Genomic DNA, 26097 nt, shown 5'->3' with positions numbered 1-26097 from the left:
GTTTAAGGTTTTAAGATCACTTCAGGGTGATCTTTCTCACTGGCTTCAATATGACCGATAACAGATACGGTTTCCCCTGCAGCTTTAAGCGCTTTTTTGGCCTTTTCTTGATCTGCGGCATCGACGACGACGACCATGCCAATTCCACAATTTAAGGTTCGATACATTTCATGAAATTCGACATTGCCCGCTTGTTGAATCCAGTCAAAAACCGCAGGACGCTTCCAGCTTTGCGTGTCTACAATCGCTTGGGTATGAGCGGGCATTACGCGTGGCAGATTTTCCAGCAGACCGCCACCGGTAATATGAGAGATGGCGTGAATATCCACCTGTTTCATCAATTCTAAAATGGGCTTCACATAAATTTTGGTCGGTGCCATTAAGGCATCAATCAGTGGCTGGCCATCACAATCTTGCTGAAAGTCTGCACCACTGACTTCCATCACTTTTCGAATCAGTGAATAGCCGTTTGAGTGAGGGCCTGATGAGGCTAAACCGAGAAGCACATCCCCAGCCTTGACTTTACGGCCGTCAATTAAGTCCTCTTTTTCGACAATTCCGACGCAGAAACCTGCCAAGTCATAGTCGCCATCAGGATACATGCCGGGCATCTCTGCGGTCTCGCCACCAATCAGCGCACAACCGGCCTGTTGACACCCTTCACCAATACCCGCGATCACATCTTTAGCAACATAAAGGTCTAATTTCCCAGTCGCATAGTAGTCTAAGAAGAATAGAGGTTCAGCCCCTTGCACAATGAGATCATTGACGCACATGGCCACTAAATCGATCCCCACCTTGTCATGTTTTTCACTGTCAATTGCCAGACGTAATTTGGTGCCTACCCCATCGGTTCCGCTCACTAAGAGGGGGTGCTTGTATTGATGGATAGGGAGTTCAAAAAGAGCGCCAAATCCGCCTAGAGACGCATTGACTTCTGGACGAGCGGTTGCTTTGGCAATGGGTTTGATTAAGTCAACCAGGGCGTTGCCAGCATCGATATCAACGCCAGCATCTTTATAGCTGATGGATTGCTTTTCTGTCGTCATAGTGATGATTCTTCTTTGATTTTGCGAGCTAAATTTAGAATTGACATATTATAACCTGCTTTATAGAAAATATCGCTGGAATTGCGGTATCATAGCCGTTATTTACTGTATGAAGTCGTTATATAACTATGGTGTTTAAATTAAAAGGGCTTTTATTTTGGGGGGTGATGTTGTTGATCGCTTGGCAGGTGCAGGCTGCCCCTGACTCGCCCATAGAGCAGATAGACCTCTATCAAATTGTACTGCCTCAAGCGCAATCGGAGGAGGCGCCGCCTTCACTGGACGATCGTCTTAAAGAAGGTATGGCGAAACTGTTGGTGCGGTTGAGCGGTAACCGTCAAGTATTACAGAATCCCGCTTATCATCCTTTTTTACAGGCGCCTCGCCACTGGTTGAAAAAGTACTACTTTAGACCAAGAATTGAAGATGGGGTACAAGTAGGCCAAGATTTGGTCTTGAACTTTGATCGTGAACGGATTCTGAAAGCTTTTCAACAAAAAGGTTTGATGATTTGGCCATATGATTTACGTCCAAAACTGTTGGTAGTGGGTGAATTCGAAGTCGCAGGCATCAAAGTGACCTTAGACCAGCAGGGGCTTCAACAACATCTGAATTTGGATTTTCGTCCTGCAGCAAGTGGGTTAGGGTTGCCCATACGCCTACTTAATCCATCCACCGCTCATCCTGCGCCTCTTTCCACCTTGATGTGGCAGACGCCGCAAGTGTTTGAGCAAGTGCTACCAAAGCTGAAACCTTTATTGGCACAAAATGGCGTCGATGGTATTGTGCTATTGCGTTTAAAGCGTATCCAGATGCCGGAAGGGGATGGCTATCAATTGACCTATGAGCTGTATGATCAGAAATTTGAAGTCCTGCCTAAACATACGTTAAATGAAATCGTGTTACCCAAGACATTGACCGATAGCGATTTAAAAAAACTCTATGAAACGTTATTTAGTGAAGTGGCTGAATATTTTTCAGCGCCCTATCGAGCTCAGGCCAGCATTCTTGGAGAGGTTCAGTTAACCGTCACCCCAGCTAGTCTCCAGCATCTGCAAGCTAAACACGCTTTCACCCCGGAACAGGTCTTTGAAATAGAGCATGTTTTGCAACGTTTAAAACCGACGTTACATGAAGCAAAACTGACACAACTTTCGGCACAAAAGCTGCAATTTGACCTCACCTATCAAGGGCAATTTGAGCGCTTAGTCAAGGTGTTAAAGCAAACATTCCCGCTGTATTGGGTGTCGGCCGATGCCCTGCATGGGGAAGTGAAAATGCAAGCGGTGCATCCCAATGTGGCTTCTCAACCCGAGTCTGTGCCAGCGGTACCCCAGCAATCCTTGCAGAAAAATATTGAGCAGAGCCTGCAAAATGAATTTAACCAAGCGTTAGAGCGGGAAGCTGCGCCTACAGAGGAAATGTATTAAATGTTTGTGCAGATGCCGCTTAAAATTGAGCTACGCGATGAGGCCACTTTTGAGACCTATATTGCGCCGAATGAGCAGGTGGCGGTGGCATTACATCATTTTCAACAGGCGCTGTCTGACCAAGGGGGAGAGGCCTTCTATCTGCAAGGCGCGGAGGGTGTCGGCAAAACCCATTTGTTGCAAGCAGCGTGCCGTTTTGTTTCCAAGGCGACTCATGGGGAGAGACAAACAGTTTATTTCCCGTTATCCGATCAAAATTTGCCTTTAATTCCAGATGTGCTCACCGGTTTGGAGCAGGTGGCCTTAACCTGTTTAGATGATGTGGATCAAAAAATTGGTGACGTCGCATGGGAACAAGCCATCGCCAGTTTATTATCGAAAGCTGCCATTGCCGGTCATCATGTTGTCCTGTCTGGCAAAACAGCGATGGAAGCGTGGAAGTTTGCGACCACGGAGTTAAATCGTGCGATGGTAAATGTGTTGCCTGTGACCTTAGCGCCTTTGCAAGAGCCGGAAGATTTGATTCTCGCCCTACAGCGTCATGCCAAGCGCATGGGGTTGCAGTTGCCTAATGAAGTAGGGCGATTTTTGGTGAAGCGTTTTTCCATGGATATTGAAGAGCTGCTATCGGTGTTGCAATTATTGGCTCAGCAAAGCTTGATTGAAAAACGTCGTCTCACCCTACCATTTGTTAAACACGTTTTAGGAGATCCTAAATGAAAAAATACTTTATGCAACGCGCACTTTTGGCTTTTCTCATCGGGTTGCTGTCGTTCAGTGCTTGGAGTCAAGAGAGTGTGCTGGATGTGACTTTTGTAGACTTAGATGGAAAGACGGTGAAGTTATCTGATTATCGAGGCAAATGGGTGGTGGTCAACTTTTGGGCGACCTGGTGTCCCCCCTGTAATGTGGAAATTCCAGAGCTAACCTTTTTTCATACGAAGCACAAGGATAAGGATGCGATCGTCTTAGGGGTTGACTATGAAGAAGGCGATCCACAACAAATCAAAGCCTTTATTAAGAGAAAGATGATCAACTATCCCATTGTGCGTCTGCCAGGTAAAATTGACGGTAAAACCACCCCTTTTGGCCCCTTGAAGGGACTGCCAACCACCTATATGGTGACGCCGACTGGAAAAGTGATCGCCTCGCATACAGGGATGGTCGATCTGAAAATGTTGGAAGATTTTATTCATCAAATGCAAGAGAAGGGTATAAAATAAGTCACTAACAGGCGATCAATAGAGGTCGGAGGGAGGATAAATGCGATTTCAACTTTTAGCCATCTGGGTGCTGATGATTGGCCTTTTGGTCGTTCCAAGGGCACAGGCAGAGGACTTTTTTGATGAAAGTTTTGGCAATTTCCAAGAGGAGTTGGAAAATGCTAAAGAAGCCGGTAAGCAAGGGGGTTTTCTCTTTTTTGAACAAAAAGATTGTCCCTTTTGTGATCGAATGAAAACAACGATTTTAAATCGGCCTGAAGTGGTTCAATTTTATAAACAGCATTTTGTCAATTTTGCGATAGACATTGAAAGCCAAGAATCGATGGTGGATTTTCAAGGGCATGAAACCACCTATAAGAATTGGTCGGAAAAAGTATTTAGAGTTCGTGCAACCCCGGTGATGCTATTTTTTGACCTGAATGGACGTCCGGTTGTGAAATATACGGGGCCGACAAGAAATGCACAAGAGTTTCTCTGGCTTGGGCAGTATGTGGCAAGCGGGGCATACCAAAAAATGCCTTTTACCCGCTATAAACGACAGCAAAAAGCCCATTAAGCGGTTAAATTTTGTGAGAGGAGGGGGTAAGATGAACGGCCAAAAACGCATACTCTTTATCGCCCTATGTCTTACAACTTTCAGTGGGGCTAAGGCATCCGCATTGCCCATCCAGTCAGAGGCTGGAGACTTTAATCAACCGCTGAAATTGCTTCCCGAACCTCAAACCACACCTCAGCCTCAAACTCGCCAACAGCCGCCTTATGATCCAGACCATATGCAGCTACAGGATCTTTTTAAAATTTCATATCGCGCGGCGACGCCGGTTCTGCAAAGCGAAGTTGTGATTGAGCAGGCACAAGCACAATTTCAGCAGCTGCGAGCCCAGGACAGCTTCCAGATTGATTTGCAGGGGCGCTATACCGTCAGGGAGTATCAGAATCAGTCACAAGTGAATCCCAAACTGGCACTCCATGGACGCAAAACACTCTATGATTTTGGCCGTTTAGAGATGCAGCAGCAAGCCAGTAAAATCGCTGCGCAAGCGGGGCGGCAGAACCGTGGGTATCAGCAAGCACGCTATCGACTGCAGCTGATGAAAGCTTACTTCGACGTTCTGCTGGCGGATATGCGCTATCGAGTCTTAAATGAAAAAATGGCTGTGGTTTATGTGGGGTTAGACAAGGCACGAGATCTGCATGAAAAAGGGGAACTTTCCGATGTGGATTTAGCGAAAAAAAATTATGAGTATCAACAGATTTTAGCGCAGCGTAATCAAGCCTCGTTGTTGCAGCAAGAAAATAGGCGCATTTTAGCCAATTTGATGGGGTTTCCTGAGGCGCTTCCGGATCAACTTCAAATCCCCAATTTAAAAAAATTACAAGAAAAACTTAAGCAGCTGCCAGAACTTGACCGCTTACTGAAATTAGGGCAACAGCGTTCTCCACAATTATTAGCCTTACAAAAACAGGTGGCCGCGCAGCAAGCCAAAGTGAACGCAGCTAAAGCGCAAAAGCGCCCACAATTGGTGGCCGAAGGCTGGGTTGGCTCTTTGAGCGGCTATCATGATAAATATGAAGGGCGATGGCGGTTCGATTTAGGTCTTGAAGTCCCCCTCTATGATGCGGGTTTGAACCAAGGGCAGGTGGCTGAAGCCAGAGCCCATTTGCATCAAGCCTTAGCCCAGCTGCAAGCGCAACAGCAGCAGCTAACAGATGAGATTTCCCATCTCTATTTTCAGCTCAAATCAACGCAAAATCAGATAAAAGCGGATCAAGCGTTGATTGACTTTTCAGATCTCTACCTAGATTACAGTCGAGGTCTTTATGAGTGGGAAGAGAAAACCGATTTGGGGGATGCGATGGTGCGAGTCTCCGAAGCGGACTACCAAAACCTGAAAACGCAACTCCAAGCAGCGCTAAGCTGGACCCAGCTATTGATTTTGCTCGGCTTTGAACCAACGCCAGAGTGGGTGAATCCAGAAATTCAACAAGTATTGCTACAAACTGCACAAAAATAAGCGCAAAATGCCAAAATCCCCAGTCCTGCGGTGTCTAAAAACAGTTCTTTGAGGGGCAGGACTGGGGATTTTGGCACTTTTGCATCGGTTTGTGTGCTTATTGTTGTGTCGTGCTTTCTGATGTCGCAGCGTTGTTTTCTGCGGTCGCAAAAAGGGCGTCGATCGCTTCTTTACTGTAGCGCTCATGCACATTACACAGTTCGTTGTGAATGACGACTTCACCCTCTTTTTCTAAAATTTTGTTCACCTCTTCTCGCCCTAAACTGAGCAGCATGGCATCGATGCGAGATTTATCATGTGGGCATTCGTAGGCCACTTCTTGTGGGGCAAACAGCTCAATTGTCTCTTCATGGAAGAGTCGATGCAACAAAGCACTGGCTTCCAGGGTGAGTAGTTCTTCCTCTTTCATGGTTGAGGCTAAGTGAATAATGCGATTCCAAGCATCCGGATCTTGTTGATCAGTTTCCGGCATCTTTTGCAGCAATAACCCTGCAGCGGCTTGTTCATTGGCAGCCAACCAGAGCTTAGTGTCCAATTGATCCGATTGTTTCATAAAGGTCTCAAACGCTTCGGCAACGGTTTTACCTTCTCTTGGGACATAGGATTGATAAAAGGTGTTCGTCTCTTCATTTTCCAAGGTCACCAAGATTTGTCCACTACCGAGCAGTTCATCGAGTGTGGTATTCTCTTCCAGAGTCTCTTTCGTTTTTGCCACCCCTTTGATTTTGAGATCATGCGTGACCTCCACCACAAGCAGGGTGATCGGGCCTTCGCCGGTCATTTGCAAGGTCAGTTTGCCACGGTGCTTCATGCCACTGGCAAGCATCACGGAAATCGCGGTGAGTTCGCCTAAGAATTGTGTGAGTACAGCAGGATAGTGTCGATCTTGAATCATTTCCTGCCAAGCGTTGGTGATACGAACATGCTCGCCGCGGAGATTAAAGTCTTTAAAAAGAAAACGGTGAATGGCGTTCATTAGGTCCCTCCTTTATTTTTATTCATGTTTGTGTATATGGGGGCTTTTGAATAGATTTTAAAGCGCTTTGGCTTGCATATCTGCATGATATGAGGATCGCACCATGGGTCCGGAGGCGACATTGGTAAAGCCCATTTCATAGCCGGCCGCTTCAATGGCTTTAAATTCTTCGGGTGTCCAATATTTTTTGACAGCAAGATGGTATTTGCTGGGCTGCAGGTATTGACCCACCGTCAACATCTCTACTTCATGATCTCTTAAGTCTTGCATCACTTGTAGGAGTTCGTCCATGGTTTCCCCGAGTCCAACCATCAGACCCGACTTGGTCACCACTCCGGGCTGCATCGCTTTATAGCGTTTCAGCAGATCTAAGGAGGCTTGGTAGTCTGCCCCTGGGCGCGCTTCTTCATAAAGACGGGGCACCGTTTCTAAGTTGTGATTCAGGACATCAGGAGGGGTTTGGGCAAGGGTTTCTAAGGCTACCGTGAGACGTCCACGAAAGTCGGGCACTAAAATTTCGATTCGCGTTTCCGGCGCATGGGTTCTGACCTGTTGTACGCATTGGGCAAAGTGAGCCGCACCGCCATCTCGAAGGTCATCGCGGTCAACGGAGGTGATCACCACATATTTCAGTTGCATTTGTAAAATTGTCTTTGCGAGGTGTTCGGGTTCTTGAGCATCCAGTGGACGAGGACGACCGTGAGTCACGTCGCAGAAGGGGCATTTTCGGGTGCAGATGTCTCCCATAATCATAAAGGTGGCCGTTCCATGACCAAAACACTCGCCCAAATTGGGGCAAGAGGCTTCTTCACAGACGGTATTGAGATGATTTTCGCGTAAAATTTGTTTGATTTCGCTAATGCGAGCAAGATCTTTGGCTTTGGGCAGTTGTGCCTTAATCCAACGGGGTTTTTTTAATTTGGGGGCTTCTGGATCGGGACGGTGTTTAAGCGACTGTGTTTTATAGGCCCCTTTGGGGAGTTCAGCCTTCCGTTGTTTTAAGCTTTTGGCAGGTTTGATTTGATCGAGGGAAATTTCTTGATAATTGGGCGCGCGCATAAACGGTTCCATAGCCTGATTTAAGAAACAGGCATTATATAACATGAGACCTTTGCACGAGATGGATCTACGGCTAAAAATGGCTAAAATTTCCCAAATCGTCGTTGGATTACTTGGCAATAGCTGGCTATTCCCTGCGTTTCCCGCCTAGATTTGAAAAATTTTTTCTCATTTTTAGCTCGCATCTCACTCATGCAAAGGTCTCAACATGCTCAAAATTGAGCGTCATTGAAGGCAGGGGCTTTGGGCGTTTGGGGAGGCGCTGTAAATAGGAGATGAATCTGTTGCAGGAGACGTTTTTGTACGGCTTCCAGTTGAATGTCTGGCACATAGTCGCTCAGTTGTGTCATTTGCATGCCGATAAGGCCACAGGGATGGATGGCCTGGAAAGGGGTGAGATCCATCGCCACATTTAAGGCCAGACCATGGTAGGTGCCCTGTTTTTTCACACGCAGACCGAGAGAGGCGATTTTTTTGCCTTGCACATAAACGCCGGGGGCATCTGCGCGCGCTTCGGCTTCAATCTCGTAGCTGGTCAGCAGTTGTATTAAACTTTGCTCCATTAAGGTGACCAGAGCGCGCACACCGATTTGCCGGCGTTTGTGATCGATTAAAAAGTAGATAATTAACTGGCCGGGGCCATGGTAGGTGATTTGTCCACCCCGATCGGTGTGAATAATGGGAATGGCAGGGTCTGGATGAAGGAGATGTTCGGCTTGTCCATTGAGGCCCTGCGTATAAACGGGTGGATGTTGAACCACCCAGAGTTCATCAAGGGTCTCTGCCGTCCGATTTTGCGTAAAATCTTGCATCGCCTGCCAAGTCTCTTGATAAGGTTGCAGGCCGAGTTGTCGAACCCTGAGCGTCATTGACTACAGCGTCATCAGTACATCAGGGTGCGCTTTCAGATCGGCATAGATTTTGTGCAGCTGCTTTAAGTCTGTAGCGGTAAATTTAACATTGACTGAGGTAAATTTTCCGCCTTTAGATTCATTGGTGCGCACCGCCGTTTTCTCCAGTCCGGAGACATGTTGTTGGGTGATTTTAAAAACGGTATCGATAAAGTCTTCACTGTTTTTGCCCATCGCCTTGAGTTCAAATTCGCAAGGAAATTCATAGAGGGCTTCATTATCCGGTGTGTGTAGATCTTTGGTATCGGGATCTTGGGCATTGGTGGGTAATTTTTCTTCAGTCATGATTGAGATCCTTTAAGCGGGTGGGTTTTGTTGGATAAATGCTTGTTTAAACGCTTGATAGTATTGGCGAATGGTGTGCCAGACCGGACCAGGCTTGCCTTCGCCAACCGTTTTTCCATTTAACTGCGTGACCGGTAGCGCTTCTTTGGTTGAGCTGGTGAGCCAAATCTCATCCGCACTGTCCAACGCCTCGGCAGTAATCGGTCGTTCATACAGGGGAATATGGTGAGCGTCTGCAATCGCTTCAATCACTTTTCGGGTAATGCCCGGTAGGATTTTGTTATCGGTGGGCGGGGTATAGAGGGTGCCGTCCTTGACCATAAACACATTGTTGGCGGTGCCTTCTGTGACGAATCCATCACGAGAAATAAGAATGGCATCGTCTACGCCTCTCTGTTTGGCTGCCATTTTCATCAACACATTTGGCAGGAGCGTAATGGCTTTAATATCACACCGCAACCAACGAATGTCGTCAAGGGTGATCGCAGAAATGCCTTGTTTGAGAAACTTTTCAGGGAGGGGGTTTAAAGGATTGGTATAGGCATACACCGTTGGGGTTAAGTCTGCTTCAGGCAGATGGTCGCGGTGCATTTGAATGCCTCGAGTGACTTGTAGATAGAGGGATTGATCTTGCCATGGGTGTTGGTCAACGAGATTTTGACAGAGCTGTTGCCACGCTTCATCGTTCATTGGATTGGCAATATGCGTGGCCTTAAGACTGTTTTTCAAGCGTTGTAAATGGGCTTCAAATTCAAAAATGCGTTTTTGATAGACGGGAATCACTTCATAAACGCCGTCCCCAAAGAGAAAGCCTCGATCTTGAGTGGAAATACAGGCAGATTCTATGGGCAGAAATTGGCCATTTAAATAGGCAATTTGTTGTTCATTTTTCTGCATTTTTGAACCTTTATAATCCAATCATGGCCAGAAGCGAGTGAAATAAACGCTTGATCTGGTCTGTCATGCGTTTAAAGAAGCCCCCTTGATCCACCTTGTCTAGTGCTACGAGCGGGCGCTCAGCCAATGTTTTTTTCTCTAGGCTGACTTTGAGCATTCCAAGCGGCTGGCCCTTTTTCACAGGCGCAATAATCTCAGGTTGTAGCGTCTTCTCAATCTGAAGGTTTTTAAATTGTCCACGCGGGGTGGTGACATAAAGATCTTGAGTTAAGCCTAAGCCAACGGTATCGCGGGTGCCTTCCCAGACACGTGCTTCGACAATGCGTTGCCCTGCAGAAAAGAGTTTGTGCGTTTCGAAAAAGCGGAAACCGTAATTGAGCAGTTTTTGACTCTCTTGTACCCGCGCATAAGCACTTTTTGTCCCTAATACGACACTGATTAAACGCATATCCCCACGTTTCGCGGAAGCCACTAGGCAGTATCCCGCTTTTTCAGTGTGCCCCGTTTTGAGACCATCGACGCTGGGATCTTGCCATAGCAACTTATTGCGGTTGTATTGCGTAATGCCGTTGAAGGTGAATTTCTTTTCCGCATAGGTTTTATATTGTTCGGGGAAGTCATGAATAATGGCGCGAGCAAGTATGGCTAAATCGCGCGCTGTCGAATAGTGGTCTGGCGTGGGCAGACCGGTGGCATTACTAAAGTGGGTGTTTTTCATGCCCAGTTTTTGCGCATAACGGTTCATCAGTTCGACAAAGGTGTCTTCACTGCCGGCAATATATTCAGCGAGGGCGACCGCGGCATCGTTGCCCGATTGAATATCCATCCCCTTAATTAAGTCTTCGACTTTGACTTTTTTTCCGACCTCAATAAACATTTTAGAACCCGGCATTTGCCAAGCTTTTTTGCTAATGGTGACCTCATCATCCAGGTGGATATTCCCCTGTTTCAGTTCGTTATAGACGATGTAAGCGGTCATCATCTTGGTGAGGCTGGCTGGCTCGACTTTTTCATCGGGGTTTTTGCTGGCGAGAATGGCGCCACTGTCATAGTCCATAAGAATATAAGCGGTGGCGGCAATGGCAGGCGGGTGCGGTACCACATGCGGTACAGGCGGAGTAGAGGGCGTTGCGACATCTGGTTTAGGCGTTTCAGCATTGACTGAACTCCCAAAAAGAAGGCCAAGTGTGAGAACAATGGAAAGCAGTTTTTTCATTAGAGATCCTGTATTTTGAGTCGTCATGGGTTGAACGGTTTCAACAAAACGAGAGCGATAATTTACCATAAATTGTTGCGTTTAAACAGGCTCAGGGGGTCTTGACCAGCATTTTTTTATGTGTATGAATCGACATTAAAATGCCAAAACTGATCATCAAGGTGACCATCGCACTGCCGCCATAGCTGATTAGGGGGAGGGGCAGACCGACCACAGGAAGCAAGCCGCTGACCATACCGATATTGACGAAAACATAGACAAAGAGGGTCATCGATAAGCTGGCGGCCACTAAACGGGTAAAGTTGTCTTGCGCTTTGCTGGCAATGTAGAGCCCTCGGCCAATAACAAAGGTATAGAGGGTCAGCAGGAGGATGACGCCGATGAGCCCAAACTCCTCAGCATAGACGGAGAAAATAAAATCCGTGGTGCTTTCGGGTAGAAATTCTAGGTGCGCCTGGGTACTGCCCATAAACCCTTTGCCTTCAAGTCCTCCAGAGCCAATGGCGATTTTGGATTGAATAATGTGGTAACCACTGCCCAAGGGATCCGCTTCAGGGTTGAGAAAAGTGAGGACGCGCTGTTTTTGATAGTCATGCATAAACTGCCAGGCGATGGGCGCACTGGCAATGGCGGTGAAGAGGGCGGCGATAATGACCTTCCACGGCAAGCCCGCAAAATAGAGGACAAACAGACCACTCATAGCGATCAACAGTGAAGTGCCCAAGTCTGGTTCAACAACAATAAGCCCCGCTGTTAAGGCGATTAAAACACCGCCCAGCAGCAGTTTTTTAGGCGGTGGCGGAAAGGGGTCATGGGCGTAAAGCCAGGCGATCATCATCGGCAAAACCAGCTTCATTAATTCAGAAGGCTGAAAGCGAATGACGCCTAAATCCAACCAACGTTGAGCCCCTTTTCCAACATCCCCAAAGAGTAAAACGGCCGTTAGCATCAAAATCCCGAGCACAAACAGCCAAGGGGTGATTAAACTCATCACATTGGGCGGCAGTTGCGCAAAAGCAAGCATCAGTAAAAAGGCAAAGCCAATACGAATGAGGTGTCGTTGCACCACAGCCATATTGCCATCCGAGGCGCTGTAAACCACCACCACGCTTAAAGAGAGCAAGGCGAGAATGCCTAGCAGTAGCCAAATATCGATATGCATTCTGGTGAGCCAGCTTTTATTGACACGATAAACTTTCTGTTTTTCGGCTAAAGGGATTTTCATGGCTTTCTCCGTCCCATATCAGACAGTTGTGTGAGATAGTATTTGGCAACTTTGACGCCCAGAGGGGCGGCTTTGGCCGTCCCATTTTCTACAATGACGCTCACAGCGATTTGAGGCGATTTAACGGGCGCAAAACCAATAAAAAGTGAGTGATCGTGAAGGCTTTGTTTAATTTCTTTGGCATTATACTCAGCTTCATTTAAACTGAAAACTTGAGCGGTACCGGTTTTTCCGGCCATTTTAAAGGGAAGTCCCCGAGTATATTTCGAGGCGGTACCGTTGGGGGCGTGCATCACATGGGTCATGGCGGTAATGACCTTTTGCCAATTGCGAATATCTCGAATGGGGATCTGTGAAAGAGGTTTTTCAGAAGAGGCGGTATCAGGGGTTTGCTCGCTCGGCTCTGGTTGACTGGTGGCCTGGATATTCAGGTGAGGGCGAATGATTTGCCCGTGATTGGCTAGAATACTGACCGCTTTCGCCAGCTGAAGGGGGGTGGCCAGCATATAGCCCTGTCCAATGACGACATTAATGGTCTCCCCACGATACCAGGGCTCTTTTCTCTTGGCTCTTTTCCAGGCTTTGGATGGCAAAATACCGCTGGATTCATTGCGTAGATCAATCCCTGTCGGGTGACCGAATCCAAAAGGATAGAGAATGTCATGAAGGGTGTCAATGCCCATTTTTAAACCCAGATGATAGAAATAGGTATCGCAAGATTGGGTAATGGCCTTATCCATATCCACTGTGCCATGACCATAACGTTTCCAGTCTCGATAACGCTGCCCACCGAAGTCCAGATAGCCAGGATCAAAGATGGTCTCTTTGGGTGAGATGATATCGCGTTCAATGGCGCCTAAAGCGACAAATGGCTTAACGGTCGAACCAGGTGGGTATTGACCGTTTTTTACTCGGTTAAATAAAGGTTGTTGAGGGTTATAGAGCAGGGCATTGTAGGCTTTTTGACTGATGCCATCGACAAAAATGTTAGGATCATAATCAGGCTGACTGACATAGGCCAATATCTCTCCTGTGGCGGGTTTGAAGGCGACAATGGTTCCCTTATGCCCTTTGAGAAGAGACTCAGCATAGCGTTGCAAGCGGATATCCAGTGTGAGCTGAATGTCTTGTCCTTTAACTGGGGGAATGGCCTTTAGCTTGCGGATAATGCGCCCTTTGGCATTGGTCTCGACATATTGTAACCCCGGTTTGCCATGGAGCTCGCTTTCATAATATTGTTCAATGCCGGTTTTCCCAATGGAGTCGGTGCCTTGGTAGCGTTCGGGGTCTAAGTTTTGGGCATCCTTAGCATTGATCCGCCCGACATAACCGATGGCATGCACGCCAATGTTTGCAAACGGATAGGTGCGTTTTAGGCGAGCGGTTAAAGAGAGTCCGGGCAGGCGATAATTATTGACGGCAATGCGTGCCGCTTGGGCTTCAGTGAGGTTGAATGCGGAAGTGATGTGATTAAACACCCGGGTTTGTTTCATCTGTTGACCAAATTCTGCGAGTTGTTGGGGGGAAAGCTCGGGCAGCAGTGTCTGCAATAAATTAAGCAGCGCGTCAATGTTCATATTACGCTCTCGACTAAAACGCAAAGCATAGGTGGGCTGATTGTCCGCCAATAAAATATGGTTGCGATCATAGATTTTGCCCCGAATCGGCGGGATGACCTCTACAGAGATGCGATTGCCCTCTGCCATGCTGTGATAATGTTTGTAATGCACAATTTGCAAATAGGCCATGCGCCCAATTAAAAGCAGAAAACTCAGAATGACAAACGCCAAGGCAATCCACAGCCGGAGTTTAAATTGTTGTTTGCTTTTTTCCAGATTTTGATCAGGAGGGACAGAGTAGCGCTGCATGGAGATGAATTCCTAAGCGGCCTTAAGCGATAAATAACGCAATGGCAAGGCGATAATGGGCCACAAGAGCAGTAGACTAAAAGGGGAGAGCCAATAGAGCCAGAGGCTTTCAGCGGTCAGCGGATGGGGGGTTAAAAACCAGAGTAACCCTTGGTAGAGAAAGCAAAAGGGAATGAGGGTAAGGGCTTGTTGTACAAAGGTGAACAGCCGAAAGCGGAGTCGAAAGCGCAAGATTAAAAATAGGAACAGTGAGAATAAGAGGGCATGTGCCCCAAGCAAGCTCTGATTGAGTGCATCATAGATGAGACCTAGAATAAAAGCGGAAGGAATAAAAGTTTGGGTGAGATTTTCAGTACTCCAATAAATAACCACCAGTAAACTGATGGGGGGAAGCCAGTATAATGGTGAGCTGAGTAACATGGCATCTAAAATAATGGCCAGCAGATAACTGCCGATGACTAAAGATCTTGAGGGGGTATGGGAGATGGAGGCTGAGGTCGGTGCATTCATAAGGGCATTTATTTTTTAGAGTTAGGGTGCGGTTTTTTAACTAAGACTAATACCTTATAAGATAGACTAATTTTTGCAATAGGCTGAGCCAAAATCAACAAATAAGGCGATTCGGGAAGGGTGCGAACAGCAGTCACTTCAGCAATTGGGTAGCCGGCTGGAAACACTTGTCCAAGACCGGAGGTTTCAATCAGATCCCCAGTTTTGACAGAACTGCTGCTGGGGATAAAATCTAATCGAGTCTGATCGTGCCCAATGCCGGTCAGCATGCCGCGCTGTCCAGTCCGGCGGATGCGAACGGGAATCTGGCTGTCAGGGTCTGTAATCAAGAGAACACGGCTGCTCCATGGCATAACGATGGTGGTTTGTCCCATAATGCCATAGGCATCTACCACAGGTTGCTGAGGTTGGATGCCCTCTTGTCGACCCTTGTCAATCTCCAGAAATTGCGCCAGGGGTCGATGGCTATAGAAGATCACATTGGCAATTTGTGGTTGATAATCGGGTAGGGATGCAGAAGTGCCTAGCAGTTTCTCCAGTCGTTTCGCCTCTTGTTGATAGTGGGAGAGGCTCTGGATTTGATTTTTTAGCAGTAGGTTTTCTGTACGCAGCTTTTGATTTTCAAGGGCTAATGCTTCGGTGGTAGACTGCCGGTGGGTGAGCCATTGAGAAAACTGCTGTGGATAGCTGGCAACCTGCTCTAAGGGCTGGATAAGGGTGGTTAACCCTAAGCGCAGCATATCTGTATAGCGTCCATAGTGATCCGCTAGCATCAATAGGATGCTGAAAATGAAAGCCATTAAAAAATAATGGCTCTCTTTTTTCGGTAATGCACTATAAGAGGTAATGGTTTAGACTCCCATATCCTATGGGGTTTGCTTGCATCTAAAAATAGAGAGGATTCTTTATTCGCTCTTCATTTGAGTCAAGCAAACCGCTATTCAAATGAAAAAACATCCATGGTGCCATTTTTGTCCATCATCTCTAATGCCATGCCGCCACCACGCGCGACACAGGTCAAAGGATCATCTGCGACCAGTACAGGAATTCCAGTCTCTTCACTCAAAAGTGTGTCTAAGTTTTTTAACAGTGCGCCGCCACCGGTTAAAGCGATGCCCTCTTCTGCAATATCTGCGCCGAGTTCAGGTGGGGTGTTTTCCAAAGCGGTGCGCACGGCACTGACAATTTGTGCTAAAGGCTCTTGTAGCGCTTCTAACACCTCATTGCTGTTGAGCGTAAAGCGGCGTGGTGCCGTTTCTGCAATATTGTTCCCCAGCACTTCAATGGTAGAGGGTTCGACTTCATGGTAAGCGGTGCCGATCTCTTTTTTAATGCGTTCAGCAGTCGTTTCACCGATAACCATGCCGTAATTGCGGCGGACATATTTAATAATGGCGTCATCAAAACGATCTCCGCCTACTTTCACAGAGTCTGACCAGACAATACCGTTTAAGGAGATGGTGGCGACTTCAGTGGTCCCCCCGCCAATATCGACGACCATGGTCCCTTTGGGTTCATTGACCAGCTTGCCCGCGCCAATCGCAGCGGCCATCGGCTCTTCGATCAAATACACTTCGCGTGCGCCAGCACCTGCAGCGGATTCACGAATCGCTCGGCGCTCGACTTGGGTGGAGCCACAAGGCACGCAGACTAATACACGTGGGCTAGGCTGGAAAAATTTCGCCTCATGCACCTTACGAATAAAGGCTTGTAGCATCTTTTCGGTGACTTCAAAATCTGCAATGACCCCATCTTTGAGAGGGCGAACGGTTTGGATTCTTTTGTTCTCTTTTCCGAGCATCTGCTTTGCACCTTCTCCGACCGCAACAATGGAGCGCGCATTTTGGCTCCCATCAAAGTTATTGCGGATGGCCACAACAGAAGGTTCATTGAGCACAATACCTTTATCTCGAACATAGATAAGCGTATTTGCGGTACCTAAGTCAATCGAGAGGTCGTTAGAGAAGAGGCCAATTATTCTACGAAACATGCTGGTTGAGATCCTTATTAAGATGAAACGGCTATTTTCATTATTTTACATGAGTTGATGACTTATTATAAAAAATATTTAATAAGGATAAGGGAAAAGCGCGCTGGGTCTGAGTGGTGCGTCATTTTTAGAGGTGGCGCCATCTTATGCAAGAGGATCAAAAGGTAAAGTGTCGCCAAGAAGGGGGGAAATGTGTTAAATTATGCTGCTTTAAGAGCTTGGAGTGAGTAAGGTGTCTTTAGGAAAACAGGATGTCGAAAAGGTGGCCAATTTGGTGGCCATTCAAGTCGCGGATGAGCAGACGGAACAGGTGGCTCAACAGTTGAATAATATTCTGGCATTGTTTGCTCAGATGGAAGCGGTGGATACCGATAACATTGTACCGATGGCCCATCCGTTGGAGCAGATGCAACCTTTGCGCAAAGATCAAGTAACGGAATCAAATTTACGAGATCAGTTAGCCGCCATTGCGCCGGCTTTTGATTGTGAAAAAGGGGTCTATCTAGTGCCCCAAGTGATTGAGTGAGAACCCGCCCTATGCATACCCTGACCATTAAACAGATGAGCGAAAAGCTCCAGAGTCGAGAAATTTCCAGTGTTGAGCTCACCCAGCACTATTTGGATCGCATTGAAAAATTGGATCCTGAACTCAATGCCTATATTACCGTCACGCCCGAATTGGCGATAGAGATGGCTAAGGCTGCCGATGCGCAGATTGCCGCTGGCACAGCAGGCCCGCTCACCGGTATTCCGCTGGCGCATAAAGATATTTTTTGTACTGAAGATGTTAAAACCACTTGTGGCTCAAAAATGTTGGACAACTTTATTTCCCCTTATGATGCGCATGTGGTCACGCAGCTCAAACAAGCCGGTTTGCCGATTTTAGGCAAAACCAATATGGATGAGTTTGCCATGGGGTCTTCAACCGAGAGCAGTTATTACGGGCAAACGAAAAACCCTTGGGATTTGACTGCAGTGCCGGGTGGCTCTTCTGGCGGGTCTGCTGCAGCGGTTGCTGCGGGATTGGCTCCTTGGGCGACCGGTTCTGATACGGGGGGGTCTATTCGTCAGCCAGCGGCTTTCTGTGGCATTACCGGCATTAAGCCGACCTATGGAGCCGTATCGCGCTATGGGATGATTGCCTATGCTTCCAGTTTTGATCAAGGTGGTCCCATGTCCCGTTCGGCTGAAGATGCAGCATGGTTGCTTACCGCCATGGCTGGGCATGATTTTAGAGACTCCACCAGCTACCCCCAAGAGAAAGTGGACTATGCTGCTGATTTAGAAAAACCGATTCAAGGGTTAAAAGTAGGTGTGCCTGCTGAGTATTTTGCCGAAGGTTTGGATGCGGGAGTGGCTAAAGTGGTGAAAACAGCCATTGCCGAGCTGGAAAAGCAAGGCGCAGAGATTGTTGAAGTCAGTCTGCCCAATAAAGATTTAGCTGTCCCTTGTTATTATGTCTTGGCCCCTGCGGAAGCGTCTTCCAACTTATCGCGTTTTGATGGGGTGCGTTATGGCTACCGTTGTGACAATCCGCAGGATTTGCAAGATATGTATACTCGCAGCCGCACCGAAGGTTTTGGTGAGGAAGTGAAACGGCGGATTATGGTCGGTGCCTATGCATTGTCAGCAGGTTACTATGATGCTTATTATTTGAAAGCACAGAAGCTACGCCGCATTGTGCGTGATGATTTTACACGCGCTTTTGCGCAGTGTGATGTGATTGTGGGTCCAGTGGCGCCAACGCCAGCCTTTAATTTAGGTGAAAAAACCGATGATCCCGTCAGCATGTATTTAGCGGATCTCTACACCATTCCGGTGAACTTAGCGGGCTTGCCGGGCATGTCAATCCCTGCCGGTTTTGTTGATGGACGCCCTGTGGGGTTACATATCATTGGCCCCTATTTTAGTGAGGCAAAACTGCTCAATATCGCCCATCAATATCAACAGACCACCGACTGGCATCGTCAAATGCCAGCCGCTTTTGCAGAGGAGGCACGCTCATGAGTTGGGAAGTGGTGATTGGTTTAGAGATTCACGCGCAGTTAAAAACGCAATCCAAAATTTTTTCCGGTAGCTCAACCGCCTATGGTGCAGAGCCCAATACCCAAGTCAGCATTGTAGATGCGGCCCTACCAGGTGCCTTACCGGTGTTAAATCAAGGTGTGGTCGATATGGCGATTCGTTTTGGATTGGCAATTGGTGCAGAGATTGGTCGTGCTTCAGTATTTGCGCGCAAAAACTACTTCTATCCCGACCTGCCAAAAGGGTATCAAATCTCACAGTTTGAACTGCCCATTGTCGATAAGGGCGGAAAAGTTGAGATTGAAATAGAGGGTGAGAAAAAGGTCGTTCGTGTCACACGAGCGCATTTAGAAGAAGATGCGGGGAAATCGATGCACGATATTGTGCCGGGGATGACGGGCATTGACTTAAATCGTGCCGGCACGCCACTGTTGGAAATTGTCTCAGAGCCGGATATGCATTCGGCGCAAGAGGCGGTGGCCTATGCGAAAAAGCTTCATGAGCTGGTGCAGTATCTGGATATTTGTGATGGCAATATGCAAGAGGGCTCTTTCCGTGTGGACAGTAATGTCTCCATTCACCGTCCCGGAACGCCGCTTGGCACAAGAACCGAATTGAAAAATATCAACTCCTTCCGCTTTATTGAACAGGCGATTGAGTATGAAATTGAACGCCAAATTGAGATTTTAGAAAGTGGTGGTAGCATTGTCCAAGAGACACGCCTGTTTGATTCGGAACAAGGTGTGACGCGCTCGATGCGTACTAAAGAGGAAGCGAACGACTATCGTTATTTCCCTGATCCAGACCTCCTACCTGTACGGATTACCGAAGAACAGATAGAGAAGGTGCGTGCTGAAATGCCGGAGTTGGCCGATCAAAAACGCAGCCGTTTTGAAACAGCCTATGGACTGTCCACCTATGATGCCGAATTCCTAGCCGCTTCTCGCCCAGTGGGAGATTATTTTGAAGCCTTGGTGACTTGCGTCGGGCAAGATCACGCCAAGCTCTGTGCCAACTGGGTGATGGGGGAACTGTCTAAAGCTCTGAATCAAGCGGAGCTCAGCATTGAACAGAGTCCCGTTTCTGCTGAACAGCTGGGCGGCTTATTGCAGCGCTTGGTGGATAACACCCTTTCAGGTAAACTCGCGAAACAAGTCTTTGAAGCGTTGTGGAAAGGGGAAGGTGCGACGGCAGATGAGATTATTGAAGCCAAAGGACTGAAGCAGATTACCGATAGCAGTGCGATTGAAGCGATGATTGATGAAGTCTTAGCCAATAATGCGCAGCAGGTGGCCGCTTACAAAGGCGGACAGGAAAAACTGTTTGGCTTCTTTGTCGGGCAAGTGATGAAAGCCTCAAAAGGCCAAGCCAACCCAGCACAGGTCAATGAATTATTAAAAGCGAAGCTTAAAGGCTAAAAAAGTTAATAATTTTTCCAAAATCCCCAGTCCTGAAAGCGCAAAAAGGCGTAAAGAAGCGCTTAAAAGCCATGCAGGACTGGGGATTTTTGAGTTTAAATTAACTCAATAACGATATCCCCTTTGGGAATGGTGCTGCAGGTTAAAATTTCGCCTGGTTGAGTTTCATAGGCGGTATCTTGGATTTTTTCTACTTCGCCGGAGACTAAACGAACAGCGCAAGCACCACAGCTACCGCCACGACAGCTGTAAGGCATATCAAAGCCACATTCATCTAAAGCGTCAAGTATGGAGAATTGTCCATTAAATTCACAATCGCCTTGACCTAATACCGTAATTTTTGCCATGTTTTATTTCCTTATCAATAGATTTAAAATGCATGCCTATTTTAGCAAGACTCAGCTTTTATCAATACAGAATTTTTAAGGAGATCATTGGATAATGCAAAGCGCAGGCATACAAGCAACCCTACAACGCATCCGAGACAATAAGCTGTTTGAGCTTTTTGTGATTGGTGTCATTATTCTGTCTTCTGTGGCCATCGGTGTGAAAACCTATCCGCTTTCTGCAACTGCTCAGAACATCTTAGAGGCTCTCGATTATGCGGTGACGCTTTTCTTTTTGGTGGAGATCCTGATTCGGCTCGCGGCAGAACCCAAGTTGTTAGATTTTTTCAAAAAAGGGTGGAATATATTTGATTTCACCATTGTGGTGATCAGTCTTATTCCGCTGAATGATTCAGAATATGCATTATTGGCACGGATTTTACGCCTATTCCGCGTCATGCGACTGATCTCTTTTATTCCAGAGTTGCGGCTTTTAGTCAATGCGTTACTCAAAGCGATGCCGCGAATGGGCTATGTTGCGTTATTGATGTTTATTATTTTCTATGTCTATGCGGTGGTGGGCAACATTCTGTTTGAAAAAGTGAATCCAGTCTTATGGGGAGACTTGGGGATCTCGCTTTTGACACTGTTTCGGGTGGCTACTTTTGAGGATTGGACGGATGTGATGTATGAAACCATGGCCGTCTATCCATTGAGTTGGATCTACTATATTACCTTTATCTTTTTTTCCGCCTTCGTCTTTTTAAATATGATGATCGGGATTGTGGTAGATGTATTAGATGAGGAGCATAAGAAAATTTTGCACGATGAAGGACAGAATGAGGTGCAGATTTTACAAAAAGATTTAGCGGAAATTAAGCACTCTTTAGCGCAATTACATCAAAAATTAGAAACTTCCAAAGGAGAACAAAATGTCCATACAACAACAGATTGAACAAGCGATTCGTGACCATTTTTCGATTGAAGAACTGGTGATTGAAAATGAAAGTCATCGCCACGCAGGTCCTGCAGCGGAAACGCACTTTAAGGTGGTACTGGTTTCGCCAGATTTCGAGGGGATCACAAAAATTAAACGTCAGCAGGCCGTCTATCGTGCGCTTGGAGACTTAATGCAACAGGTTTTTGCGCTGGGATTGCATACCTATACCCCTGAAGAGTGGGCCGCCATGGAAAAAGTCGTGCCCGCTTCCCCTAAATGTGCCGGTGGCAGCAAACGCTGAAAAGGGAAATGTGGCAGTCAATGAGTGAGCGGTTTTTTACTTGTTTAAGCAGCGATGATTGCAGGGGGATTTGATGCCGCTATTTTTCCTTTTCAGCTTGATCAAAATAGCCTTTCGGTGCAATGTCTGGGTATTTTAGATACCAGATGCGGGTAAATTTTTCTGGATCGAGTTTGGTCTGTAATAAGAGCAGGGCATTTTGATAGTGTTTAACATAGGTATAAACGCCCTCCTTTAAGCATTTGATTAAATAGCGGTATTTGGGGGGGAGAAAATCTTTAAAGTGAATCAATAGGCCAAAATCCCCCTCCGTTTCTGCGATGCGGCGCATAATTTCGGCAAAGGCGATTTGGCGATAGTGGCGTTCATAGTACCCCATGATTAAGCCAAAGATATATACCGCCATCGCGGAGAGTAAAAAGCTGATGATAAAGCTGTCACTAAAATAGTAAAGGATAGAAGTCAATAAGGCTAATAGAATGGCGGAGATGGGGAGAACGGATACAAATAGCCAAGCTTTATTTCCCATCATTTCTAAAGTTACGGTTTTCAGGTCGAAAGCTTCAATATCGACCGCATAGAGCCGCTCCAACATCTCATCGGCGGTCGGAATCAGCTGCCTAACTCTGTTTTGTTCTTCTTCCGAGATGGTTAAATCGGAAGGGTTTTCAGGCTGCGTGGTCTCAGTCATCATCTTTTTGGCTTTTGATAAGCTTTACATTTTACGGTATGTCGCTGATCGGTTTCTAGACAATAAGCGGTAAGTTTTCCGCCCCAAAGGCAACCTGTATCCAACGAATGCACATGATAATCATCGATGGCCCCTAAAGTCGACCAGTGACCAAAAAAGATCTCATAATCGCTGTTTTTTCGGTTGGGATGGCTAAACCAAGGGCGATAGGGGGTGTTAAGGTTGTCAACTTTTTCTGGATTGGATTTGAGTTCAAAGTCTAAAGTGCCTTCTGAGTCACAGTAACGCATGCGCACAAAGGCGTTGACGATATACCTTAAGCGCTCATAGCCGGTCAGTTGTGGTGACCAGTGTCGAGGTTCGCTGCCCCAAAGTTCATTTTTGACAAAAAACTGCCAGCGATCGCTGTGAAGCGCTGTTTCTACTTCTTGAGCATAGCTTTGTGCGGCTTCTATGGTCCATTGTGGCGGAATGCCGGCATGAACCATGACGGCTCGGCGTTGCGGGTGTTGAACCATGAGTGGTTGTTTTCGTAGCCAGTCAACCAGTTCGTCACAATCAGGCGCTTCAAGAATTTGAGTGAGAGTGTCCGATTTGGAATGAAAACGGGTAAACCCAGCATAGGTGGCCAGCAGGTGGAAGTCATGGTTGCCCAGCACCATCTGTCCCCCCTGGGCTTCCACCGTCTGCTTGACAAAGCGCAAGCACTCTAATGATTGTGGGCCTCGATTAATAATATCGCCAGCAAACCAGAGTTGGTCCTGTTGGGGGTGATAATGGATTTTGTCTAATAATTGAACAAGTGGGTCAAAACAGCCTTGTAGATCGCCAATGATGTAGGTGGCCATTAGTCGCGCACCTCAGTCTGTTTTTTACTGTAAGCATTGGCCAGTCGGACAAAGTCAGCAATAGGCAGCTGCTCTGCTCTAACAGATGGGTTGAGTCCTAAGGCTTCAATTTCTTGCGCAGTGAGCATCTCTTTTAGGTTATTGCGCAGGGTTTTGCGTTTGTGGGCAAAAGCCGCTTTCACCAGTTCGGCGAAATCGCGTTCGTTTTCAGCGGGAAAAGGCAGCGTTTGCCAGGGAATGAGGCGCACAATAGCAGAGTCGACTTTGGGTGGTGGGGTAAAGTTTTGTGGGCCAACTTTAAATAAGGCTTGGGTTTGACAGCGGTATTGCAGCATAACACTTAGGCGACCGTAGGTTTTGCTACCAGGTTCAGCGGTCATGCGATCCACCACCTCTTTTTGCAGCATAAAGTGCATATCTTGAATGCGGTCGGCATAATTGAGCAGGTGGAAAATCAGAGGGCTGGAGATGTTATAAGGGAGGTTGCCGACCACGCGCAGTTTTTCAGTCTCATTTTGTAGCAGACTGGCGTAATCAAAGGTGAGGGCATCGGTATGGTGCAGATGAAAGTTGGGGAGATGACCAAATTTTTGCGTCAGCGGGGCAATTAGATCATTATCGATTTCAATAATGTCTAATCGTTGAACCGTTTTGAGGAGGGGCGCAGTTAAGGCGGCTTCCCCAGGACCAATTTCAACCATATGGTCATCGCTTTGAGGATGAATGGCACGCACAATGCGTGCAATCACCTGCTGATTATTGAGGAAGTTTTGTCCAAAGCGTTTTTTGTGTTGATGACTCATTTTGACTGTTTGCCCATCATCTGTTGTGCGACGTCAATGGCATAGCAGAAACTGCTGACATTCGCTTTGCCTTGACCGGCAATGTCTAAAGCGGTGCCATGATCGACAGAGGTGCGAATAAAGGGGAGGCCGAGTGTGATATTGACCGCTTTGCCAAAGCCCTTATGTTTTAGCACCGGCAGTCCTTGGTCGTGATACATGGCTAAGATGGCATCCGCATGATCCATATATTTCGGCGTAAATAGGGTATCTGCCGGAAGGGTGCCAATAATTTTTCCAGGTTTGAGTGTTTGCCGAATTTTTTCCAAAGTGGGGTCGATGATTTCAAGTTCTTCGCGCCCCATATGACCGCCTTCACCCGCATGGGGATTGAGACCAGCGACATAAATCACCGGCTCGGCAATGCCAAATTGGTGATGCAGGCTGTGATGTAAAATGCGCATGACCTGCTCTAATTTTTGCGGCGTAATTGCATCTGGCACTTCTCTTAAGGGCAAATGCGTGGTCACCAAAGGCACACGCAACCCCGGCGTGGCCAGCATCATCACCACTTGTTCGGTGCCACTGCGTTCGGCCAACAGTTCAGTATGACCGCTGAAGGGTAAGCCAGCCTCATTAATCACCCCTTTATGGATTGGACCCGTAATCATGGCCTGAAATTCGCCGGCTAAACAGCCATCAATAGCGCGATGGAGCATCTGGATCACATAGTCGGCATTCTGTACATTGAGGTGGCCCGCTTTTACCGGCGCCTTGAGCGGCAGGTCCAGTAAAATCAGTTGCCCCGCTTGACTGGGTTGCGTCGGCATATCAGCGGAATAGGGCACAAAATCCACAGATAAGTTGAGCTGTTTGGCGCGTTCTGCAAGGAGCTGTTGATTGCCAATAATGACCAGTTGTTGCGGCCAAGGTTGCTGAGCCAGCTGCAAAACTAAATCGGGACCGATGCCGGCAGGCTCTCCAGAGGTGATGACAAAGCGAGGGGTGCTCATAGCAGGTTGGCCTATTTTTGTGCGGTGGATTGGGGGCGTAATTCGGGCAACTTAATGTCGATAAAAGCGCTGGCTCTCAACTGATGTAGCCAGAGTTCTAACACTTCATTGGCTTTTTGTAAGCGCAAGGTCTGTAAAGCGGCCTCTCGAGCGTTGCTGCCTTGATGCGGTTGTTTTGATTTTTTATCGATCAATTTAATAATGTGGAAGCCAACTGGGCTGCGAATAATGGGACTGATTTCGCCTGTTTTTAACTGTGTGGCTTCTTTGGCAAAAAAGGTCGGCATTTGATCGTAGTCTAACCAGCCTAAATCCCCGCCCATCAGCGCTTTACTGCCTTGAGAGAAGCGAATTGCGATTTGGCTAAAGTTTTCACCTGCAAGCAGTTTTTGACGAATAATTTCCATCTCTTGTTTCAGTTTTTCCCGTTGTTTTGCATTGGCGGATTCCGGTAGAGCGAGCATAATGTGACCGAGGTGATAGCGCCATTGGTTTTGTTGCAGTTGACTGCGTTGTAGAAAGTTATCAATCTCTTCTTCAGTCACCTGTGCTTTAGACAGAGCGATTTTTTGTTGCAGCTTTTCTAACAGCAGCTGTTTGCGAAGCTGTTCCCGAAACTGTACAAATCCATTGGTGCTCTCCTGGTTCAAAGTTTGTTGTAATTGCTCTAAAGTGAGCTGGTTTTTTTTCGCAATTTGAGCGATGGCATTTGCCAGCTCTTCATCAGTGACCCTGATTCCCAGCTGTTTTGCTTTTTGCAGTTCTAGCTTTTCTAAAATTAAACTGTCTAACACCTTCTTTTCTAGGGTCGTGAGGTCATTGACTTCGATCCCTTTTGCCTTGAGTTGTGCAAGGGTCTGTTGCGTCCGCGCCTTCAGATCACTTAATAGAATAATATCCTCATTCACAATGGCGGCAATGCGATCTAAAAGTTGAGCATCTGCGGGTACCTTGGGTAGCGCGTGCGTGTCTGCCTCCTTTGCCCCCACGCTATTGAATGGGAGTAAGGTAATGAGGCTCAGCAGAGCGATGGCGTACACATGAGGTTTTTTGATTTTGTGAAAGGGTGTGAAGGTGTTCATAAAAAATTCTGTTCTCT

Annotated in this window: 28 protein-coding genes; 10 read left to right on the top strand and 18 right to left on the bottom strand. The window is 47.1% G+C overall.

The window, feature by feature from the left end; genetic code table 11:
* Positions 1-2 precede the first annotated feature (2 nt).
* Positions 3-1049, bottom strand: a complete 1047-nt coding sequence (purM, locus tag ACYQ05_RS05200) for a phosphoribosylformylglycinamidine cyclo-ligase (RefSeq protein WP_459818982.1) — start codon at positions 1047-1049, stop codon at positions 3-5.
* Positions 1050-1177: 128 nt separating this feature from the next.
* Here purM and ACYQ05_RS05195 point away from each other — a divergent pair, with 128 nt between their 5' ends.
* The 5 genes from ACYQ05_RS05195 to ACYQ05_RS05175 are packed head-to-tail and all read left to right on the top strand — an operon-like array spanning position 1178 to position 5717.
* On the top strand, positions 1178-2479 hold the full coding sequence (locus ACYQ05_RS05195; RefSeq protein ID WP_459818981.1) for a DUF2066 domain-containing protein: 1302 nt from the start codon (positions 1178-1180) through the stop codon (positions 2477-2479).
* Complete coding sequence (gene hda, locus ACYQ05_RS05190; protein WP_459818979.1) at positions 2480-3199, top strand: DnaA regulatory inactivator Hda; 720 nt, start codon at positions 2480-2482, stop codon at positions 3197-3199.
* Positions 3196-3702 carry a TlpA disulfide reductase family protein gene (locus ACYQ05_RS05185; RefSeq protein ID WP_459818977.1) on the top strand — a complete coding sequence of 169 codons (507 nt, stop codon included), beginning with the start codon at positions 3196-3198 and terminating at the stop codon, positions 3700-3702. Before hda ends, ACYQ05_RS05185 begins: the two co-directional genes overlap by 4 nt.
* Positions 3703-3742: 40 nt before the next feature.
* Positions 3743-4258, top strand: a complete 516-nt coding sequence (locus ACYQ05_RS05180; protein WP_459818975.1) for a thioredoxin family protein — start codon at positions 3743-3745, stop codon at positions 4256-4258.
* A gap of 31 nt (positions 4259-4289) precedes the next feature.
* A complete protein-coding gene (locus ACYQ05_RS05175) occupies positions 4290-5717 on the top strand; it encodes a TolC family protein (RefSeq protein WP_459818974.1) in 1428 nt (475 codons plus the stop codon).
* Between the two features lie 97 nt (positions 5718-5814).
* Here ACYQ05_RS05175 and hslO read toward each other — a convergent pair whose 3' ends face one another.
* From hslO to ACYQ05_RS05120, 11 genes are all read right to left on the bottom strand, one after another.
* On the bottom strand, positions 5815-6693 hold the full coding sequence (gene hslO, locus ACYQ05_RS05170) for an Hsp33 family molecular chaperone HslO (RefSeq protein ID WP_459818972.1): 879 nt from the start codon (positions 6691-6693) through the stop codon (positions 5815-5817).
* 57 nt (positions 6694-6750) lie between these two features.
* On the bottom strand, positions 6751-7752 hold the full coding sequence (gene lipA, locus ACYQ05_RS05165; protein WP_459818970.1) for a lipoyl synthase: 1002 nt from the start codon (positions 7750-7752) through the stop codon (positions 6751-6753).
* A 212-nt stretch (positions 7753-7964) separates the two neighbouring features.
* On the bottom strand, positions 7965-8621 hold the full coding sequence (gene lipB / locus ACYQ05_RS05160; protein WP_459818967.1) for a lipoyl(octanoyl) transferase LipB: 657 nt from the start codon (positions 8619-8621) through the stop codon (positions 7965-7967).
* A gap of 3 nt (positions 8622-8624) precedes the next feature.
* On the bottom strand, positions 8625-8948 hold the full coding sequence (locus ACYQ05_RS05155) for an HP0495 family protein (RefSeq protein WP_459818965.1): 324 nt from the start codon (positions 8946-8948) through the stop codon (positions 8625-8627).
* A 12-nt stretch (positions 8949-8960) separates the two neighbouring features.
* A complete protein-coding gene (locus tag ACYQ05_RS05150; protein WP_459818963.1) occupies positions 8961-9845 on the bottom strand; it encodes a D-amino acid aminotransferase in 885 nt (294 codons plus the stop codon).
* Positions 9846-9855: 10 nt separating this feature from the next.
* The gene (locus ACYQ05_RS05145; RefSeq protein ID WP_459818961.1) at positions 9856-11130 is read right to left on the bottom strand and encodes a D-alanyl-D-alanine carboxypeptidase family protein; all 1275 of its coding nucleotides are present in this window, start codon (positions 11128-11130) and stop codon (positions 9856-9858) included.
* A 22-nt stretch (positions 11131-11152) separates the two neighbouring features.
* Positions 11153-12286, bottom strand: coding sequence for a rod shape-determining protein RodA (rodA, locus tag ACYQ05_RS05140; protein WP_459818959.1), 1134 nt, complete (start codon positions 12284-12286; stop codon positions 11153-11155).
* Positions 12283-14154 (bottom strand): penicillin-binding protein 2, encoded by a 1872-nt coding sequence (gene mrdA, locus ACYQ05_RS05135; RefSeq protein WP_459818957.1) that lies wholly within the window; start codon positions 14152-14154, stop codon positions 12283-12285. Before mrdA ends, rodA begins: the two co-directional genes overlap by 4 nt.
* A gap of 12 nt (positions 14155-14166) precedes the next feature.
* Positions 14167-14664 (bottom strand): rod shape-determining protein MreD, encoded by a 498-nt coding sequence (mreD, locus tag ACYQ05_RS05130; RefSeq protein WP_459818955.1) that lies wholly within the window; start codon positions 14662-14664, stop codon positions 14167-14169.
* 8 nt (positions 14665-14672) lie between these two features.
* On the bottom strand, positions 14673-15464 hold the full coding sequence (gene mreC, locus ACYQ05_RS05125) for a rod shape-determining protein MreC (RefSeq protein WP_459818953.1): 792 nt from the start codon (positions 15462-15464) through the stop codon (positions 14673-14675).
* Positions 15465-15601: 137 nt separating this feature from the next.
* Positions 15602-16654 carry a rod shape-determining protein gene (locus ACYQ05_RS05120; protein WP_459818951.1) on the bottom strand — a complete coding sequence of 351 codons (1053 nt, stop codon included), beginning with the start codon at positions 16652-16654 and terminating at the stop codon, positions 15602-15604.
* A gap of 223 nt (positions 16655-16877) precedes the next feature.
* On the opposite strand from ACYQ05_RS05120, the gene gatC reads away from it, so the two are divergent.
* The 3 genes from gatC to gatB are packed head-to-tail and all read left to right on the top strand — an operon-like array spanning position 16878 to position 20097.
* Positions 16878-17180, top strand: coding sequence for an Asp-tRNA(Asn)/Glu-tRNA(Gln) amidotransferase subunit GatC (gatC, locus tag ACYQ05_RS05115; protein ID WP_459818949.1), 303 nt, complete (start codon positions 16878-16880; stop codon positions 17178-17180).
* Positions 17181-17191: 11 nt separating this feature from the next.
* Positions 17192-18661, top strand: coding sequence for an Asp-tRNA(Asn)/Glu-tRNA(Gln) amidotransferase subunit GatA (gene gatA, locus ACYQ05_RS05110; protein WP_459818946.1), 1470 nt, complete (start codon positions 17192-17194; stop codon positions 18659-18661).
* Positions 18658-20097 carry an Asp-tRNA(Asn)/Glu-tRNA(Gln) amidotransferase subunit GatB gene (gatB, locus tag ACYQ05_RS05105; protein ID WP_459818945.1) on the top strand — a complete coding sequence of 480 codons (1440 nt, stop codon included), beginning with the start codon at positions 18658-18660 and terminating at the stop codon, positions 20095-20097. Before gatA ends, gatB begins: the two co-directional genes overlap by 4 nt.
* Positions 20098-20192: 95 nt before the next feature.
* Here gatB and ACYQ05_RS05100 read toward each other — a convergent pair whose 3' ends face one another.
* Entirely contained in the window at positions 20193-20444 is a 252-nt protein-coding gene (locus ACYQ05_RS05100) for a 2Fe-2S iron-sulfur cluster-binding protein (protein WP_459818943.1), read from the bottom strand.
* Positions 20445-20538: 94 nt separating this feature from the next.
* Between ACYQ05_RS05100 and ACYQ05_RS05095 the strand changes: the two genes are divergently transcribed.
* Both ACYQ05_RS05095 and ACYQ05_RS05090 read left to right on the top strand, forming a co-directional pair.
* On the top strand, positions 20539-21378 hold the full coding sequence (locus ACYQ05_RS05095; RefSeq protein WP_459818941.1) for an ion transporter: 840 nt from the start codon (positions 20539-20541) through the stop codon (positions 21376-21378).
* Positions 21356-21664: a BolA family protein gene (locus ACYQ05_RS05090; RefSeq protein WP_459818939.1), complete on the top strand. Its 309-nt coding sequence runs from the start codon at positions 21356-21358 to the stop codon at positions 21662-21664. The genes ACYQ05_RS05095 and ACYQ05_RS05090 overlap by 23 nt, the downstream gene beginning before the upstream one ends.
* 79 nt (positions 21665-21743) lie before the next feature.
* Here the strand turns inward: ACYQ05_RS05090 and ACYQ05_RS05085 are convergent, their stop codons facing one another.
* Genes ACYQ05_RS05085 through ACYQ05_RS05065 form a run of 5 tightly spaced genes read right to left on the bottom strand, consistent with a single transcriptional unit; the run spans position 21744 to position 26080 of the window.
* Complete coding sequence (locus tag ACYQ05_RS05085) at positions 21744-22358, bottom strand: hypothetical protein (protein ID WP_459818937.1); 615 nt, start codon at positions 22356-22358, stop codon at positions 21744-21746.
* A complete protein-coding gene (locus ACYQ05_RS05080) occupies positions 22355-23203 on the bottom strand; it encodes a symmetrical bis(5'-nucleosyl)-tetraphosphatase (RefSeq protein ID WP_459818935.1) in 849 nt (282 codons plus the stop codon). Before ACYQ05_RS05080 ends, ACYQ05_RS05085 begins: the two co-directional genes overlap by 4 nt.
* Positions 23203-24006 (bottom strand): 16S rRNA (adenine(1518)-N(6)/adenine(1519)-N(6))-dimethyltransferase RsmA, encoded by an 804-nt coding sequence (gene rsmA / locus ACYQ05_RS05075; protein ID WP_459818933.1) that lies wholly within the window; start codon positions 24004-24006, stop codon positions 23203-23205. Before rsmA ends, ACYQ05_RS05080 begins: the two co-directional genes overlap by 1 nt.
* The gene (gene pdxA, locus ACYQ05_RS05070; protein ID WP_459818931.1) at positions 24003-24998 is read right to left on the bottom strand and encodes a 4-hydroxythreonine-4-phosphate dehydrogenase PdxA; all 996 of its coding nucleotides are present in this window, start codon (positions 24996-24998) and stop codon (positions 24003-24005) included. The genes rsmA and pdxA overlap by 4 nt, the downstream gene beginning before the upstream one ends.
* Positions 24999-25009: 11 nt before the next feature.
* Positions 25010-26080 (bottom strand): peptidylprolyl isomerase, encoded by a 1071-nt coding sequence (locus tag ACYQ05_RS05065; RefSeq protein WP_459818929.1) that lies wholly within the window; start codon positions 26078-26080, stop codon positions 25010-25012.
* Positions 26081-26097: the final 17 nt, after the last annotated feature.

This window comes from Galenea microaerophila, assembly GCF_054657255.1.
The sequence above is the reverse complement of the archived record's forward strand: the minus strand, read 5'-3'. Positions and strand labels throughout refer to the sequence as shown.